The sequence below is a fragment of the Pseudomonas sp. 50_B genome (assembly GCF_017491625.1).
GTDB classification, from domain to species: domain Bacteria; phylum Pseudomonadota; class Gammaproteobacteria; order Pseudomonadales; family Pseudomonadaceae; genus Aquipseudomonas; species Aquipseudomonas danubii.
Map to the genome: position 1 here is coordinate 60162 of NZ_JAFGYX010000021.1, position 15305 is coordinate 75466.

The following is a 15305-nucleotide window of genomic DNA, read 5'->3' on the forward strand; positions in this document are numbered from 1 at the left end:
GATTCGCTCGGGCGTTTTTTTTACCGAACCATCTCTTTATTCAGAACATGGAAATCGCCCGTATGTTGGACGCCAATCTTAAAGCTCAGTTGAAGTCATACCTGGAACGGGTCACCCAGCCGATCGAGATCGTCGCCTCCCTCGACGACGGTGCGAAATCCCAGGAAATGCTCGCGTTACTCAAAGACATTGTCAGTCTTTCCAACCAGATTACGTTGCTCGACAACGGTACCGATGGGCGCAAGCCGTCGTTCACGTTGAATCGCCCGGGAGGCGATATCAGCCTGCGTTTCGCCGGTATTCCGATGGGCCACGAATTCACTTCCCTGGTGCTGGCCCTGCTGCAAGTGGGCGGCCATCCGTCGAAAGCCAGTGCTGAAGTGATCGAGCAGATTCGCTCGCTCAAAGGCGAGTTCAACTTCGAAACCTACTTCTCGCTGTCCTGCCAGAACTGCCCGGACGTGGTCCAGGCCTTGAACCTGATGGCGGTCCTCAACCCGAACATCCGTCATGTGGCGATCGACGGCGCGCTGTTCCAGGCCGAAGTCGATGAGCGCAAGGTCATGGCGGTGCCCAGTGTCTACCTCAATGGCGTGAACTTCGGTCAGGGCCGCATGGGGCTGGAAGAGATCCTCGCCAAGCTCGACAGCGGTGCGGTAGAGAAGCAAGCGCAGAAGCTCAACGCCAAAGAGGCCTTTGATGTGCTGGTGGTCGGCGGCGGTCCCGCCGGTGCTTCGGCAGCCATCTACGCCGCTCGTAAAGGCATTCGTACCGGGGTCGCGGCCGAGCGCTTCGGCGGCCAGGTACTGGACACCATGGCCATCGAGAACTTTGTTTCGGTGAAAGAGACCGAAGGGCCAAAACTGGCCGCGGCACTGGAAGAGCACGTCAAGCAATACGACGTCGACATCATGAACCTGCAGCGAGCCAGTGCCCTGGTGCCGGCCAAGGAAGTGGGCGGCCTGCATGAGATTCAGTTTGAAAGCGGCGCCAGCTTGAAGGCCAAGTCGGTGATCCTGGCGACAGGTGCCCGTTGGCGTGAAATGGGTGTGCCGGGTGAGCAGGAGTACAAGGCCAAGGGCGTGTGTTTCTGCCCGCACTGCGATGGTCCGCTGTTCAAAGGCAAACGGGTGGCGGTGATTGGTGGCGGTAACTCCGGCGTCGAAGCGGCTATCGACCTGGCGGGTATCGTCAGCCATGTCACCTTGCTGGAGTTCGACAGCAAGCTGCGGGCCGATGCCGTGTTGCAGCGCAAGCTGTACAGCCTGCCCAACGTCAAGGTCATCACCAGTGCCCTGACCAGTGAAGTGAAGGGTGATGGGCAGAAGGTCACCGGCCTGGCCTACAAGGATCGCGATTCGGGTGAATTCCACACGGTGGACCTGGAAGGCATCTTTGTGCAGATCGGCCTGCTGCCCAACACCGACTGGCTCAAGGGCTCGGTAGAACTGTCGCCTCGTGGCGAGATCATCGTCGATGCCCGTGGCGAGACTTCGCTGCCCGGCGTATTTGCTGCCGGAGACGTGACCACCGTGCCCTACAAGCAGATCGTGATTGCGGTGGGTGAGGGCGCCAAGGCTTCCCTCAGTGCATTCGATCACTTGATCCGCACATCAGCACCGGCTTGATCGGCCGCTGAACAAACAAAACCCCATGAGCCTGGCTCATGGGGTTTTTTTATGGCTGCCTGGGTCGGCGCCGGCTTGCCAGTGAAGAGGCTGTTGGGCCTGGCGCAGTCCTTGCGGATGCGTTCGCTGGCAATCCAGTTCCTACACAGGCCGGCTCTGCACCTGCATCGGGTTACAGCGGCGCTGGCTGGATGATCTCGACCCAGTAGCCATCGGGGTCCTTGATGAAGGCCAGGCTCTTCATGCGGCCATCATTCAGGCGCTTCTGAAAGTCGCAGCCCAGGGTCTCGAAACGTTCGCAGGCAGCGACAATATCCGGTACCGAGATGCAGATATGGCCGAAGCCACGCGGGTCGGTGTTGCCGTTGTGGTAGGCGAAATCCGGATCGTTCTCGGTGCCGTGGTTGTGGGTCAGCTCGAGAATCCCGGGGATCGACTTCATCCATTCGGTACGGGCCGCAGCGTCGGCCGGAATCTGCGACTTGTCCACCAGTGCGAGGAAGTACAGGCTGAATTCGGCTTCGGGGAAATCACGTTTTTCCACCAGGGAAAAGCCCAGGACCCGAGTGTAGAAGTCCAGGGAGCGAGTGATGTCCTTGACCCGCAGCATGGTGTGGTTGAAGACGAAACGAGCAGTGGCTGCGTCCGGTTGGGCGGTCACGCCAGGGAAAGTGTTGAGTTCGTTGAGGCTCATGGGCCCTCCAGAAGAAAGTGCGGCAAAGGCTGCCCGCGAGGGCGGGGAAGTCCTTGTCTGGCAATGGTTCGGACATCCTTGGAAGCGGGCAATGATACGCAACTGGACAGGATGGCGCCAAACCCAAAGCTCCTGATCTATTGCCCATTCCTGGCGCCGGGCTCAGACTTCAAGGCCCGTTTCTTTAGTGTGCCAATCCATGATCGAGTCGCTTAGAGCCCAGGCTGTGGCCGTTTTACTGTTGATGTTTGCGGGCGTTGTCCAGGCGCAACCGGAGGTTGCCTGGCCCGAGGGCTGGACTGTGGAGCCAGTGCCGGTCCAGGAGGCGGATCAGGCTGCGCAGGTTTCCCGGCAGCGGGCGGTGAAGAATGATGCCGCGGGCAATCCGCAACTGGTCATGGAGTTGACCATGACCCAGGTGGAACGCGGGCATGTAGTCAATCTTCAAGGGGTATTGCTGGAGATGCGCAAGTCAGTGCAGAAAGACTTTGCCCGCAGTGGATATCAGAGTGTCTGTAACAAGATTCATGCTGCACAGTTGAGTCGTCTGGACGCTCTGGAGACCACTTGTACCATTACCCAGAATGGGCGACATGTGTTGTCGCAAACACTGGTGGCGGCACTGGATGAGGATAAGGCTTATGTACTTTCATACGCCGGTCAGGCGGCGGCTTATGCCGATAGTCAGGATCAGATACTGGCTGTACGAAATAGCCTCAAACTTTAAGGAAAAATCTGAAACAGTCGGTTTGCTTTTCGCGTGTAGCGAGTTCGTTTTCGAGAAAGGCATTAAGCGACTAGTTGCTTTGGGGGCTGGCTTTATAGCAAAGCCTATCGCGAGATGGCTGATTGCCATCGGTTGGGCTGGATCTTCCCTTAGATTCAAGTCGTAATAAGAATATTCTTGTCAATGTAAAAGGCCCTGCATATGCAGGGCCTTTTTCAGGTGGCGGCTTTGTTCAAGCGCGCAGCCAGGAATCCACAGTGGCAGCACCGTACTGTTCTTTCCAGGCTTTCAGGCCGCGATGATTGCCGCCCTTGGTTTCAATCAGTTCACCGGTGTGCGGGTTCTGATAGACCTTCACCACACGTGCGCGGCGCTGTTTAGGGGCGTTGGCTTGTGGCAGGCCGCTTTTGCCCAGGTTGGGATCAAGGATTGCGATAATGTCACGCAAACTCTTGTCGTAGGATTTCATCAGGGCCTGAAGTTTCTCTTCGAACTCGATTTCCTTTTTGAGTCCGGCGTCGTTCTTCAGGGATTCAAGCTGCGCGAGCTGTTCTTGAAGTGCTTTTTCTGCAGCACGAAATTCAGCAAGTCTGGACAATATCTTCACTCCAATAGTCTATTTTGGCTGATACAAACCACAAACAAAGCTATAAGCCATAAGCCGGTTAAGGCTCGATTAAGTGGCCTACCTGTGAATCTTGTACAGGCGGGAAAAATTGTAGTAGTTAATGGCGCGAGAGTAAATCAGGTTGTTCTTGTTCAAGCCTGTATTTGCCAATTGAATCAAATTGGTGCGTATCCCGAGTTGCCGTAGTCGAGCACTTAATGTTCTGGTATGGCTATTTAATGGCGCGCCAGGGCCGCAACAAATTCCGCACTGGGCATGGGGCGCCCAAATAAATAACCCTGCAGGAAATCCACGCCTTGAGCCGCCAGGTAATCCCGCTGCTCGGCAGTTTCAATACCTTCGGCGACGATGCCCAGATCGAGTTTGGTCGAGAGTTGAATAATGCTGTCGAGTATATGCAGCGACAGTGCGTCGGCACCGATCATGGCGACAAAGCTTTGATCGATCTTCAAGTAATCGACATTGAACTGACGCAGATAACCCAGGCTGGAATGCCCGGTGCCGAAGTCGTCGATGGCGATCATTACCCCGAGTTCGTGCAGAGCGGCAAACAGCTGCTGGGTGGTGGCTGTGGGCTCGATCAGTTCGCGTTCGGTCAACTCCAGCACCAGGATCACCTTGCCGGGAGGGAAGGCGGCGAGAAACTCCCGGCAGTCCTCCAGCAACTGCAAGTCATGGCAGTGACTGGCAGTGATGTTGATGCCGATATGAAAACCGTCGGTGAAGCCAGCGGCGTGGGGGGCCAGCACCTGCATCGTCTGCTGCATCAGCGAACGGGTCATGGGCACGATCAGCCCGGAATGTTCGGCGAAAGGGATGAACAGGTCCGGACGCACGAGTCCCTCTCGCGGATGTTGCCAGCGCATCAGCACTTCAATGCCGGCCCATTGCAGCGTGTCACCGCGCACCACCGGCTGAAAGTATGGGATGAACTCCCGGGCTTCCAGTGCCCGGCGCAATTCATGGCTGGGAGAGGCGGAGCGCTTCTGCAACCAGTGGGCCAGGACACCGGCGCCGGCACCGAGAAAGACCAGCAGGCTGAACAACGCCGGGTACTGGCTTTTCATGTATTTCCAGATGTCCCCCTCGGGAAATCCTGTACTGACGCTGTAGGGATAACGCGATGAACTCAGATGCAGGGGGGCCACTGCTGCCAGTGGCGGTGCGCCGTCGTGGACCCCGCCATCACTGGACAGCCAATGCTCGCCCACCTGCAGCCGCAAATGAGCGAAGCGGCTGATCAGGCGCAGGGCGTTGGTCAGGTGATAACCGTCGATGGTCGCCAGGGCCGAGCGCTCCCCCTCACTCAAGCGGTAGATCAGCAGCGCGGTGTTGGGGGTGACGGGATTGCCACTCATGAGCCAGAGCCGGCCGTCAACGTAATCCCGGGGATCGAGGGGCACCGGATAGCTGCCCAGCAATGAACTGCAATAGTTGTTGTTGCGCCACACCAGGTTGGTCGAGCGCACGAATGGTCGGCGAGTCACTTGGTTCCTCAGGGCCAGTTGCCGTACCTCGTCGCACTCCAGGCCTGCCTGGGGCAGCAGCGCCCTGGCGGCAATATCGGTGTTGTCCAGCATCAGGTCGAACTGGCGGATGGCTTCCTCGGCGGTTTCCAGGCTGCTGCGCACCAGCGCTCGTTCGGCCTGGGCGTAGAAAATGACGGCCCCCAGTCCGATGGGAAGCACAATCGCCAACACTGTCCAGAGTCTGCGGGTAGAACGCTTGAGCGGACCTTTGGCGGTCAGGGGCATGGATCGAACCTGTGGCGGAGGAGGGGCGGGCCAGCGTCTGGCTGCCGCAGCGGTGGCGGCAGCCTCCTGACATTGTCTGGATCATCGCAGGATAGACGGCTTTGGATGACGATACAGACGTTGCGCATGCTGGATGAAGGCCAGTGTCGCCGGCGATGCCTGGCGCCGATCGAGCACGGCGATCCCCACTTGGCGCCGCACCGGCGGCGACAGGGGCTTGCTCCCATAGCGGGCGTCCGCAGTCGGGGGCAAGGACAGCTCGGCCAGAATGCTCAAGGCGTCACCCCGGGCCACGGTTTCCAGGGTGCTGAGCAGTTGCGAACTGCGGTAGCGGATGTTGGGGCTCAGGCCGGCGCCGATGAACAAGCGCGTAACCAGCTCGGCCGAGCCGGCTTCGGTCAGCACGAAGGGATCGTGACACAGCTGTTCGAGGCGGATCTCTTGCTCCCGGGCCAGGGCATGGCCTGCGGGAATCAGCGCCATCAACTGGTCCTCGATCAGGGCGAAGGTATCGAAACGCTCCTCGGGCAACACCACGAAGCCGACGTCGACCCGTCGCTCCTCCAGCCATTGCAGCACCTGGCGATCCGGCCCCTCGTCGATATGCACCTCGATCCCCGGATGCTCGCGCCGGTACTCCTCGAGAATGGATGGCAACAGGCGCATGGAGGAGGTGGGGCCAAAGGAGCCGATGCGCAAGGTGCCGCGCTTCATGCCCCGAGCATCGGCGGCCTCCTGTTCCAAGGTCGCCGCCAGCCCCAGCATGGCCCGGGCCCGCAGCAACAGTTGGCCACCAATATCGGTGAGCTCGACCTGGGCCTGATGGCGGCGGAACAACTCGACCCCCAGTTCCTGTTCCAGGGACTTGATGGCGTGGGACACGGCCGACTGGGTGATGCCCAGGCGCGTGGCGGCGCTGGTAAAACCCGCCAGTTCGGCCACCCGGGAGAAGATCTCCAATTGGGTCAGGGTCATGAGTAAAAGCTCATTTTACGATGATGAGCCATTAGACAAAGAATGACCTCAGAGCACAAATCCACGACCACAGAGCAGCATGATCATGAGTGAAAGCAGTATTAGCGGCGCCCTGGCGGCCGATCACGCAGACCTGTCGGTCTATTGCAAACTGGTGGCAGTGACCATGATCTGGGGCGGCACCTTCGTCGCCGGGCGTTACCTGGCCGGCGGGCTTTCCCCCTGGCTGGCTGCCAGTCTGCGCTTCTTGCTCGCCAGCCTGGCCCTGCTTGGCTTCATGGCGGTGGCGCGCATTGCCCTGGTCAGACCCAGCCTCAAGCAGCTCGGCCAACTGGCGCTCCTGGGGTTCTTCGGCATCTTCTTCTACAACCTGTGCTTCTTCCTCGGCCTGCAACAGGTCAACGCCTCGCGGGCGTCCCTGATCGTGGCGCTCAATCCTGCGGTGATTGCCCTGGCGTCCTGGGCACTGTTCAAGGAACGCCTGAGCCGGCGCAAGTTGTTGGGCATCCTGTCGTGCCTGAGTGGCGCGGCCCTGGTGATCTGCAGTCGCGATCCTTCGGCCCTGGCTGCCGGGGCAGGGGGCTGGTATGGCGACCTGCTGATACTCGGCTGCGTCCTGGGTTGGGGGGTGTACTCGCTGTGTTCCAAAGGTCTCAATCAGCACCTTGGCCCGTTGCAGACCGTTACCTATTCGATCCTGATGGGAACCCTGATGCTGTGGGCTGCAACCCTGGCCCGGGGTGAGTTCGACCTGCATGCCATTGTCCGCCTGGACCTGAGCCAGGGCTTGAGCCTGCTGTACCTGGGCGTCCTGGGTTCCGCGCTGGCCTATATCTGGTACTACGAAGGCCTGCGACGCATCGGTGCCACCCGCTCCGGAGTATTCATTGCCCTCAACCCGCTGACGGCAGTCCTGCTGGGCGCACTGTTGCTGGGAGAGCAACTGAGCCTGGTGATGGGAATGGGCGGGGTGTTGATTCTCGGCGGCATCTACCAGTGCAACAAACCCCTTGCGGGCCAGGCGAAAAAGGCGATTTTATAGAGAATGCGGACAAAGGCTTTTACGCTGTGTAGAATCCGGTTACGCATACAATAATAAAGTCTTCTGGCAGCAGAAGCCTCGTCCCCCAGCCTGTAAGACAGGGTCGAAATGAAGATTCTCGGGTTTCAACTGATCTACGGTGACTTCCTCGCCCGCAGCGTGCGGGGCATCTCCTGCGCACCGCCTTCTTTCCTCAGCATTGATAGCAACTAACGATCCGTTAATTCTAAAAATATGATGAGGCGCCAACCATGGCAGATATCTTCGAAAACCCAATGGGCCTGATGGGCTTTGAATTCATCGAATTCGCATCGCCTACCCCCAATACCCTCGAACCGATCTTCGAGATCATGGGTTTCACCAAAGTCGCGACCCATCGTTCAAAAGACGTGCATCTGTACCGCCAGGGTGCGATCAACCTGATCCTCAACAACGAACCCCACAGCGTTGCCTCGTACTTCGCCGCTGAACACGGCCCGTCGGTATGCGGCATGGCGTTCCGGGTCAAGGATTCGCAAAAGGCCTACAAGCGTGCCCTGGAACTGGGCGCCCAGCCGATCCACATTGAAACCGGGCCGATGGAGTTGAACCTGCCGGCAATCAAGGGCATTGGCGGCGCGCCGTTGTACCTGATCGACCGTTTCGGTGAAGGCAGCTCGATCTATGACATCGACTTCGTGTTCCTCGAAGGCGTGGACCGCAACCCACCGGGTGCCGGCCTGAAGATCATCGACCACCTGACCCACAACGTGTATCGCGGGCGCATGGCCTATTGGGCCGGCTTCTACGAGAAGCTGTTCAACTTCCGCGAGATCCGTTACTTCGACATCAAGGGCGAATACACCGGCCTGACCTCCAAGGCCATGACCGCTCCGGATGGCATGATCCGTATCCCATTGAACGAGGAATCGTCCAAGGGCGCCGGGCAGATCGAAGAGTTCCTGATGCAGTTCAATGGCGAGGGCATCCAGCACGTGGCCTTCCTCACCGACGATCTGGTGAAGACCTGGGACGCGCTGAAGAAGATCGGCATGCGCTTCATGACCGCGCCGCCAGCAACCTACTACGAGATGCTCGAAGGCCGCCTGCCGAACCACGGCGAGCCGGTCAATGAGTTGCAGTCCCGCGGCATCCTGCTGGACGGCTCCTCGGAAGCCGGTGACAAGCGCCTGCTGCTGCAGATCTTCTCGGAAACCCTGATGGGGCCGGTATTCTTCGAATTCATCCAGCGTAAAGGCGACGATGGTTTCGGCGAGGGCAACTTCAAGGCACTGTTCGAATCGATCGAACGCGACCAGGTGCGTCGCGGGGTACTGGCCACCGAGTAACCCTCGGCAGGCTTGAACACAGAGCCCGATCAGGCCATGCCTGATCGGGCTTTATATTGCCTGTCGGTTGGCGATAGTGAATGTGTTAATGTTTCCGCCTTTGTTTCCCAGCCCTTGACCGATGCCTCGATGAACACACCCAGACCGTCCCTGACCTTGACCCTGTTGCAGGCCCGTGAGGCCGCCATGGCCTTTTTCCGCCCCTCGCTGAACCAGCACGACCTGACCGAACAGCAGTGGCGGGTGATCCGCATCCTGCGCCAGAACGGCGAGCTGGAGAGCCACCAACTGGCAAAGATGGCCTGCATCCTGCCACCGAGCATGACCGGCGTGCTGACCCGCCTGGAGCGTGACGAGTACGTCAGCCGTCGCAAATCCCCAGAGGACCAGCGCCGCCTGTTCATCACCCTGACCGACAAGGGCCAGGCCTGTTTCGAATCCATGAGCGGCGACATGGAAATCAACTACCAGAAAATCCAGCAGCAATTTGGCGAGGACAAGATGCAGGCCTTGCTGGCCCTGCTCAATGAGCTCAAGCAGATCAAGCCCTGATCCCCAACGGCGCCCGAACCTGGGCTGCCCAGGCCCATGCGGGCGCGTCGATCAGTTGCGGCGCTGGCGCAGCAGGTGCCTGACCCCTTCGAGCACCAGCACCAGCACCGCCAGCCAGACCGGGATGTAAGTCAGCCATTCCCCGGCCTTGATGCTTTCCCCCAGCAGCAGGGCGACAAACAGCAGCAACACCGGCTCCACATAGCTGAGCAGGCCGAACAGGCTGAAGGCCAGCAAGCGACTGGCGATGACGTAGCACGCCAGCGCCGAGGCGCTGATCACCCCCAGCAGAGGAATCAGCAGGTACAGGCCGGGATGGCTGTCCACCACGGCAAATCCCTGTTCGCCGCCTTGCACAAACCACAGTGCCACCGGGATCAACAGCGCCATGTCCAGCCACAGGCCACCCAGATGATCGGTGCCCAGGCGCCGCCGCAGGACGAAATACACCGGGTAGCCCACGGCCACCACCAGGGTCGCCCAGGAAAAACTGCCCACTTGATACAACTCGTTGAGCACCCCGAGGCAGGCCAGCAGCGTGGCCACTTTCTGCAGGCGCGACAGACGCTCGCCATACACGATGCGTCCGGTCAGGACCATGGTCAGCGGCAGCAGGAAGTACCCCAGTGACACATCCAGGCTGTAGCCGTTGAGCGGCGCCCACATGAACAGCCAGAGCTGCACCCCCACCAGGGCCGACGACAGCAGCAACACCAGGCTCAGCAGCGGTTTGCCTGCCACCTGGCGCAGCACTTGGCCGACCCGGTGCCACTCGCCGCTGAAGATCATGAACAGGGTCATGCAGGGCAGGGTCAGCAGCATCCGCCAGCCGAAAATCTCCACCCCGGTCAGGGGCGTCAGCAGGGAGGTGTAGAAATACATGACGGCAAACAGCACCGACGCCAGGACCGATAAGGCAATTCCTTTAGACACACTGTCCTCGTAATACCCGAACGCTCGGGACACATAGAAATAGGGGGGAGAAGCGAGGGGGAATATAGAGGGTCAGGCGCGAGTTTTTTGCTCTGATTGCGCCATCGTGGCGGGATTTTTTCTCGTTTATGGCCACAGTGCCGCCGAGCCTGCTGAGCCCAAGGCCGGTGGCGCGCGCCTTTGCGCCGCCACCGGCAGCGTTCAGCCCAGGTGCGGAAAACGACCGGAGACGAAATGACTCACATCGTTGAAGCCTGGCGTCGAGGCGTGCCCCGGGGTCACCAGGGCGTCGATGAAGGCTTCATCCTCTGGGCTGATCTTCACCTCAAGGGCCCGGGTGTAGGCGTCCCACTGGGCTTCGGTACGCGGACCGACAATCGCTGAACTCACCGCCTGGTTGTTCAGCACCCAGGCGATGGCGAACTCGACGATACCGATCCCGCGGTCCTGGGTGTAGGCCTGGATCTGCTGGGCGATGCGCAGGGATTCCACCCGCCACTCGGTTTCCAGGATGCGCTTGTCCTGGCGTCCGGCGCGGCTGCTGCTGTCCGGGGCCGTGTCCGGCGCGTACTTGCCACTGAGCACGCCACGGGCCAGTGGGCTGTAAGGCACCACGCCCAGGCCATAGGCCTTGGCCGCGGTGATCTGCTCGGCCTCGGCCTGGCGGTTGACGATGTTGTACAGCGGCTGGCTGATGACCGGGCGGTCCACCCCCAACTGGTCGGCTACGCGAATGGCCTCGGCAATCCGCCAGCCTCGGTAGTTGGACAGGCCCCAGTAGCGGATCTTGCCCTGGCGCAGCAGGTCGCCGATGGCCGAGAGGCTCACCTCCAGCGGAGTGTTGTGGTCCTCGCGGTGCAGGTAGTAGATGTCCAGGTAGTCGGTGCCCAGGCGGGTCAGGCTGGCCTCGATGCCGTTGAAGATGTGCTTGCGGCTCAGGCCGCTGCGGTTGGGCACGCCATCCGCCGGGCCGAAGCCGACCTTGGACGCCAGCACCCACTCATGGCGGTGGCGGGCGATGGCTTCACCGACGATTTCCTCGGAGCGGCCCTGGGTGTAGACGTCCGCGGTGTCGATGAAGTTGATCCCCTGGTCCCAAGCCTTGTCGATGATGCGCAGCGAGTCTTCGGTGCTGGTCTGCTCGCCGAACATCATGGTGCCCAGGGTCAGGCTGGAAACCTTGAGACCGGAATGGCCGAGGGTGCGATAGCTCATGGGCGAAATCCTTGTGCTAGAAGGGTGGCCGGGGCATCTCCGGCCGTGGGGGCGACCATCAAATACCACAACGCCGGGCTAGCGCAATGCCTGAATGGCGCCTCCTCGCCGGGGCCGGCCTTTCGGCAAAGAGGCCCATGAGATCGCCTGCAAGGACATTGCGCAGGAGCCGGCTTGCCGGCCAGCCGCCCCCGGACCGGCGCTCAACACGGGCACAGCGCCCGACAGCGCTGCAACACAAAGCTGTGCAGCAGGCGCACCCGCTCGGAAACCTGCAGGCGATGGGGGCACAGCAGATTGAACGGCGCCCGTTCCCCTTGCCAGTCGTCGAGCAGCGGCACCAGGCGCCCGGCGCGGATATCCTCGGCCACATCCAGCCGGGCCTTGTAGACAATGCCGTGGCCGGCCAGGGCCCAGCGCCGGGCCACTTCGCCGTCGTCGCACAGGTAGTCGCCGCGCACGGGCACCTCGCGAGTCTCGGCGCCACGGCTGAAACGCCAGCTGTCATAGGGTTGGCCGTTACGCAGGTAGAGCAGGGCACTGTGGTGCGACAGGTCTTCGGGGGACTGCGGGGTGCCGCAACGGGCCAGGTAAGCCGGGCTGGCGCACACCAGGCGACGATGTTCGGGGAGGATCGGCAGGGCCACCAGGCTCGAGTCCGCCGGCACGCCAAAGCGCAGGGCCACATCCACGGTGTCGCGGAACAGGTCGGCGTGGCGGTCATTGAGCCGCAGTTGCAGGCGCAGTTGCGGGTGCTCGGCCTTGAATTCGTCAAGCCAGGGCAGCAGCGCGTTGCGTCCGAAATCCGAGGGCGCCGACAGTTGCAGCACACCGGCCAGGCCCTGGCTCTGCTGCTTGAGCGCCTGCTCACCGTCCTCCAGAGTGGCCAGGGCCAGACGCACGCTTTCCAGGTAGCGGCGCCCCTCTTCGGTCAGGCGCATGCTGCGGGTGGAGCGCGCCAGCAGGCGGCTGCCCAGGCGGGTTTCCAGGCGCTTGAGGGCGATGCTGGCCGCAGCGGCCGTCATGCCCAGGGAGCGGGCGGCGGCGGAAATGCTCCCGGAATCGGCCGTGCGCACGAAAATTTCCAGGTCGAGGATTGAGCTCATTAGTAAAAATCCTTTAAAGATCTTTGCGTTTTAGCGGGATTTTTCCTCGATTGGCAAGCTGTGAAGATGCAATCACCTTTACATGACCCAGGGGATCGCAATGACTCTTTCCAATCCAAGCTTGCAGCACAAGACCGTGGTGGTGATTGGCGCCGGCAGCGGCATCGGTGCTGCCGTGGCCCGTCAGGCGGCCGCACGCGGGGCCAAGGTGGTACTCGCCGGGCGCAGCCTCGAAGCCTTGCAACGGCAGCAGGCGCAGTTGCCGCCCTCGGCCCGCAGCCTCGCCGTGGACATCACCGACGCCGCCAGCCTCGGTGATCTGTTCAGCGCCGTGGGCGCCTTTGACCATCTGGTGATCAGTGCCGGTCCGGCGATCACCGCCAAGCCCCTGGCCGACACCGATCTGCTGGATGCCCAGCGGGCGTTCGAGGTGAAGTTCTGGGGCGTGTGGCGCGCGGTCCAGGCGGCGCTGCCCCATCTGGCGGCTCAAGGCAGCATCAGCCTGACCTCAGGTTTGCTGTCACGCAAAATGGTTCCCGGACAAGTGCTCAAGACCACCCTCAATGCCGCTCTCGAAGCCCTGGGCAAGCACCTGGCCAAGGAACTGGCGCCACGCCGGGTGAATGTCATCAGCCCTGGGGTCACTGCCACCGAAGCCTATGCTGGTCTGACGGCGGAGGCCCGGGCAGCAATGTTTACCCGCACCGCCGCCAGCCTGCCGGTGGGTCGTGTCGGCCAGCCGGATGACATCGCCGCGGCCTTTATCCTGGCCATGGAGAACGGCTTTATCAGCGGCAGCCTGATCGACGTCGATGGCGGTGGCCTGCTATGAGCTGGCGCTTCGATCACCTGGCGTTCAACTGTGCCCAGGGCCAGGCGTTGCAGCAGGCATTCGCCGATCTGTTGGGCCTGCAAGCGGGACGGCGTCCCCCGTTTCCCTTTCCCGGGCGCTGGCTGTATCAGGACCGGCAGGCGCTGGTCCACGTCATCGAACAGGCCGATAGCCCCGAGCCGCAACTGAGCCATATTGCCTTCAGCACCCAGGAGGCGGCCGACGCCGTGTTACGGCGAGTGCAAGCCAGTGGCCTGGAGCATCAGGTGGCGCAGGTCCCGGAAGACGGCATCTGGCAGATCTTTGTCCGCTTGCCCGGCGGCCTGGTGCTGGAGCTGGATGCCCCGGCGGCGGGGGAATTGAGCATCAGCCACGACTACGCCAGGCACGGTGGCGCCCCGAGCTGAGGCCGGCCATGAAAAAACCCGTTGGAGCAGAGGCTCGAACGGGCTTTTTTCGTTGCTGGGCGGTGTGTTGCCGGGGTTCAGCGGTTCAGGGTGCGGGTCATGCGCAGGGCCAGCAGGCTACCGCCGACAATCACCCCGGCCAGCAGGTACAGCGCGGCATCGGTGGAGCCGGTGCTGTCCTTGACCCAACCGACCAGGTAAGGGCTGAGGAAGCCGGCCATCTGGCCCATGGAGTTGATCAGCGCCAGGCCACCGGCCGCGGCTCCGGCACTGAGCAGGGCGGTGGGCACCGGCCAGAACATCGGCAGGCCGGTGAGGGCGCCCATGGTGGCGAGGGTCAGGCCGAGGATGGCCAGGGCCGGGGTGCTGGCGAAGTTCACCGCGATCAGCAGGCCCACGGCGCCCATCAGCATCGGCACCACAAGGTGCCAGCGGCGCTCCTTGCGCAGGTCCGCCGAACGGCCCACCAGCAGCATGAACACCGCCGCCAGCAGGTAGGGAATCGCACTCAGCCAGCCGATCACCAGATTGTCGGCAAAGCCCAGGTTCTTGATGATCGACGGCAGCCAGAAGTTGATCGCGTAGACCCCGCTCTGGATGCAGAAATAGATCAGGCCGAAGGCCCAGATCGCCGGGTTCTTGAACACGGCTGCCAGGGAATCGCTGGTGGTTTTCGGCTGGTTGGCGGCGTCCGCGGCCTGGTCGGCCTCCAGCACCGCGCGTTCAGCCGGCGTCAGCCACTTGGCGTGGGCGAAGCTGTCGCTGAGCAGGAAGAACGCCAGGGCGCCGAGTACCACCGTGGGAATGCCCTGCAGCAGGAACATCCACTGCCAGCCGGCGAGGCCGCCTTGTCCGGCCGCGAAGTGATTGAGAATCCAGCCGGAAAACGGGCTGCCCAACAACCCTGAGACCGGGATCGCCGACATGAACAGGGCCATGATCCGGCCCCGGCGGAAGGTCGGGAACCACTGTGAAAGGTACAGCACCACCCCGGGGAAGAAGCCGGCTTCGGCGGCTCCGGTGAACAGGCGCAAGGTATAGAACTGGGTCGGCGTGGTGACGAACAGCAGGCAGGTGGACAGGGTGCCCCAGGTGATCATCATCAGCGCGATCCAGCGCCGTGGGCCGAACCGGTTCAGCGCCAGGTTGCTCGGTACGCCGCACAGCACGTAACCGATAAAGAAGATCCCGGCGCCCAGGCCGTAGACCGTTTCACTGAATTTCAGGGCATCGAGCATCTGCAACTTGGCGAAGCCAACGTTGACCCGGTCGAGGTAGTTGAACAGATAGCAAACGAAGATGAAGGGGATCAGGCGCAGGGTGATGCGCTTGTAGACGGCGTGCTTGTCGTCAGCCTGGGCCAGTGGGGCAGCGGCGCTCTGTGACATGGAGTGTCTCTCTTTATTATGATTTTTTGCGGTGCAAGGGTAACGTTGACCGCCCCGAGAGTCTCAGTCACACCGAGGTCGCTGTCTTTGTGCCGG

At 61.6% G+C, this 15305-nt stretch carries 15 protein-coding genes; 7 read left to right on the forward strand and 8 right to left on the reverse strand.

Features of this window, described 5'->3' with window-relative positions; translation table 11 throughout:
* The first annotated feature begins 62 nt into the window (after positions 1–62).
* A complete protein-coding gene (gene ahpF / locus J5M73_RS24475) occupies positions 63–1628 on the forward strand; it encodes an alkyl hydroperoxide reductase subunit F (protein ID WP_102863261.1) in 1566 nt (521 codons plus the stop codon).
* Between the two features lie 172 nt (positions 1629–1800).
* Here the strand turns inward: ahpF and gloA are convergent, their stop codons facing one another.
* Positions 1801–2322: a lactoylglutathione lyase gene (gloA, locus tag J5M73_RS24480; protein WP_102863262.1), complete on the reverse strand. Its 522-nt coding sequence runs from the start codon at positions 2320–2322 to the stop codon at positions 1801–1803.
* A gap of 244 nt (positions 2323–2566) precedes the next feature.
* Here gloA and J5M73_RS24485 point away from each other — a divergent pair, with 244 nt between their 5' ends.
* Positions 2567–3049, forward strand: a complete 483-nt coding sequence (locus J5M73_RS24485) for a DUF4946 domain-containing protein (RefSeq protein WP_240322092.1) — start codon at positions 2567–2569, stop codon at positions 3047–3049.
* Positions 3050–3281: 232 nt separating this feature from the next.
* Here the strand turns inward: J5M73_RS24485 and J5M73_RS24490 are convergent, their stop codons facing one another.
* The 3 genes from J5M73_RS24490 to J5M73_RS24500 all read right to left on the reverse strand — a co-directional run bounded on the left by J5M73_RS24490 (position 3282) and on the right by J5M73_RS24500 (position 6406).
* Positions 3282–3647 (reverse strand): histone-like nucleoid-structuring protein, MvaT/MvaU family, encoded by a 366-nt coding sequence (locus tag J5M73_RS24490; protein ID WP_102863264.1) that lies wholly within the window; start codon positions 3645–3647, stop codon positions 3282–3284.
* Between the two features lie 245 nt (positions 3648–3892).
* Complete coding sequence (locus J5M73_RS24495) at positions 3893–5431, reverse strand: EAL domain-containing protein (protein WP_102863265.1); 1539 nt, start codon at positions 5429–5431, stop codon at positions 3893–3895.
* Positions 5432–5512: 81 nt separating this feature from the next.
* A complete protein-coding gene (locus tag J5M73_RS24500) occupies positions 5513–6406 on the reverse strand; it encodes a LysR family transcriptional regulator (RefSeq protein ID WP_102863266.1) in 894 nt (297 codons plus the stop codon).
* An 85-nt stretch (positions 6407–6491) separates the two neighbouring features.
* Here J5M73_RS24500 and J5M73_RS24505 point away from each other — a divergent pair, with 85 nt between their 5' ends.
* From J5M73_RS24505 to hpaR, 3 genes are all read left to right on the forward strand, one after another.
* Positions 6492–7448, forward strand: a complete 957-nt coding sequence (locus tag J5M73_RS24505) for a DMT family transporter (protein ID WP_102863576.1) — start codon at positions 6492–6494, stop codon at positions 7446–7448.
* Between the two features lie 251 nt (positions 7449–7699).
* Complete coding sequence (gene hppD / locus J5M73_RS24510) at positions 7700–8776, forward strand: 4-hydroxyphenylpyruvate dioxygenase (RefSeq protein ID WP_102863267.1); 1077 nt, start codon at positions 7700–7702, stop codon at positions 8774–8776.
* Between the two features lie 129 nt (positions 8777–8905).
* A complete protein-coding gene (gene hpaR, locus J5M73_RS24515) occupies positions 8906–9328 on the forward strand; it encodes a homoprotocatechuate degradation operon regulator HpaR (RefSeq protein ID WP_102863268.1) in 423 nt (140 codons plus the stop codon).
* Between the two features lie 51 nt (positions 9329–9379).
* On the opposite strand, the gene rarD is transcribed toward hpaR, so the two are convergent.
* The 3 genes from rarD to J5M73_RS24530 all read right to left on the reverse strand — a co-directional run bounded on the left by rarD (position 9380) and on the right by J5M73_RS24530 (position 12582).
* Complete coding sequence (gene rarD / locus J5M73_RS24520; RefSeq protein WP_102863269.1) at positions 9380–10261, reverse strand: EamA family transporter RarD; 882 nt, start codon at positions 10259–10261, stop codon at positions 9380–9382.
* A gap of 201 nt (positions 10262–10462) precedes the next feature.
* Positions 10463–11476, reverse strand: coding sequence for an aldo/keto reductase (locus J5M73_RS24525; RefSeq protein ID WP_207816297.1), 1014 nt, complete (start codon positions 11474–11476; stop codon positions 10463–10465).
* Positions 11477–11679: 203 nt separating this feature from the next.
* The gene (locus tag J5M73_RS24530) at positions 11680–12582 is read right to left on the reverse strand and encodes a LysR family transcriptional regulator (protein WP_102863271.1); all 903 of its coding nucleotides are present in this window, start codon (positions 12580–12582) and stop codon (positions 11680–11682) included.
* Positions 12583–12682: 100 nt separating this feature from the next.
* Here J5M73_RS24530 and J5M73_RS24535 point away from each other — a divergent pair, with 100 nt between their 5' ends.
* Positions 12683–13414, forward strand: coding sequence for an SDR family oxidoreductase (locus tag J5M73_RS24535; protein ID WP_115580240.1), 732 nt, complete (start codon positions 12683–12685; stop codon positions 13412–13414).
* Positions 13411–13821 carry a hypothetical protein gene (locus tag J5M73_RS24540; RefSeq protein ID WP_102863273.1) on the forward strand — a complete coding sequence of 137 codons (411 nt, stop codon included), beginning with the start codon at positions 13411–13413 and terminating at the stop codon, positions 13819–13821. Before J5M73_RS24535 ends, J5M73_RS24540 begins: the two co-directional genes overlap by 4 nt.
* A gap of 77 nt (positions 13822–13898) precedes the next feature.
* Here J5M73_RS24540 and J5M73_RS24545 read toward each other — a convergent pair whose 3' ends face one another.
* A complete protein-coding gene (locus J5M73_RS24545) occupies positions 13899–15209 on the reverse strand; it encodes an MFS transporter (protein ID WP_207816299.1) in 1311 nt (436 codons plus the stop codon).
* Positions 15210–15305 lie beyond the last annotated feature (96 nt).

Bases quoted from the DNA above. Each gene is read 5' to 3' on its own strand.
- J5M73_RS24505 (WP_102863576.1), top strand. From the start codon at position 6,492: ATGAGTGAAAGCAGTATTAGCGGCGCCCTGGCGGCCGATCACGCAGAC.
- J5M73_RS24500 (WP_102863266.1), bottom strand. From the start codon at position 6,406: ATGACCCTGACCCAATTGGAGATCTTCTCCCGGGTGGCCGAACTGGCG.
- hpaR (WP_102863268.1), top strand. From the start codon at position 8,906: ATGAACACACCCAGACCGTCCCTGACCTTGACCCTGTTGCAGGCCCGT.
- J5M73_RS24495 (WP_102863265.1), bottom strand. From the start codon at position 5,431: ATGCCCCTGACCGCCAAAGGTCCGCTCAAGCGTTCTACCCGCAGACTC.
- J5M73_RS24545 (WP_207816299.1), bottom strand. From the start codon at position 15,209: ATGTCACAGAGCGCCGCTGCCCCACTGGCCCAGGCTGACGACAAGCAC.
- J5M73_RS24540 (WP_102863273.1), top strand. From the start codon at position 13,411: ATGAGCTGGCGCTTCGATCACCTGGCGTTCAACTGTGCCCAGGGCCAG.
- hppD (WP_102863267.1), top strand. From the start codon at position 7,700: ATGGCAGATATCTTCGAAAACCCAATGGGCCTGATGGGCTTTGAATTC.
- J5M73_RS24530 (WP_102863271.1), bottom strand. From the start codon at position 12,582: ATGAGCTCAATCCTCGACCTGGAAATTTTCGTGCGCACGGCCGATTCC.
- J5M73_RS24485 (WP_240322092.1), top strand. From the start codon at position 2,567: ATGTTTGCGGGCGTTGTCCAGGCGCAACCGGAGGTTGCCTGGCCCGAG.
- ahpF (WP_102863261.1), top strand. From the start codon at position 63: ATGTTGGACGCCAATCTTAAAGCTCAGTTGAAGTCATACCTGGAACGG.
- J5M73_RS24525 (WP_207816297.1), bottom strand. From the start codon at position 11,476: ATGAGCTATCGCACCCTCGGCCATTCCGGTCTCAAGGTTTCCAGCCTG.
- gloA (WP_102863262.1), bottom strand. From the start codon at position 2,322: ATGAGCCTCAACGAACTCAACACTTTCCCTGGCGTGACCGCCCAACCG.
- J5M73_RS24535 (WP_115580240.1), top strand. From the start codon at position 12,683: ATGACTCTTTCCAATCCAAGCTTGCAGCACAAGACCGTGGTGGTGATT.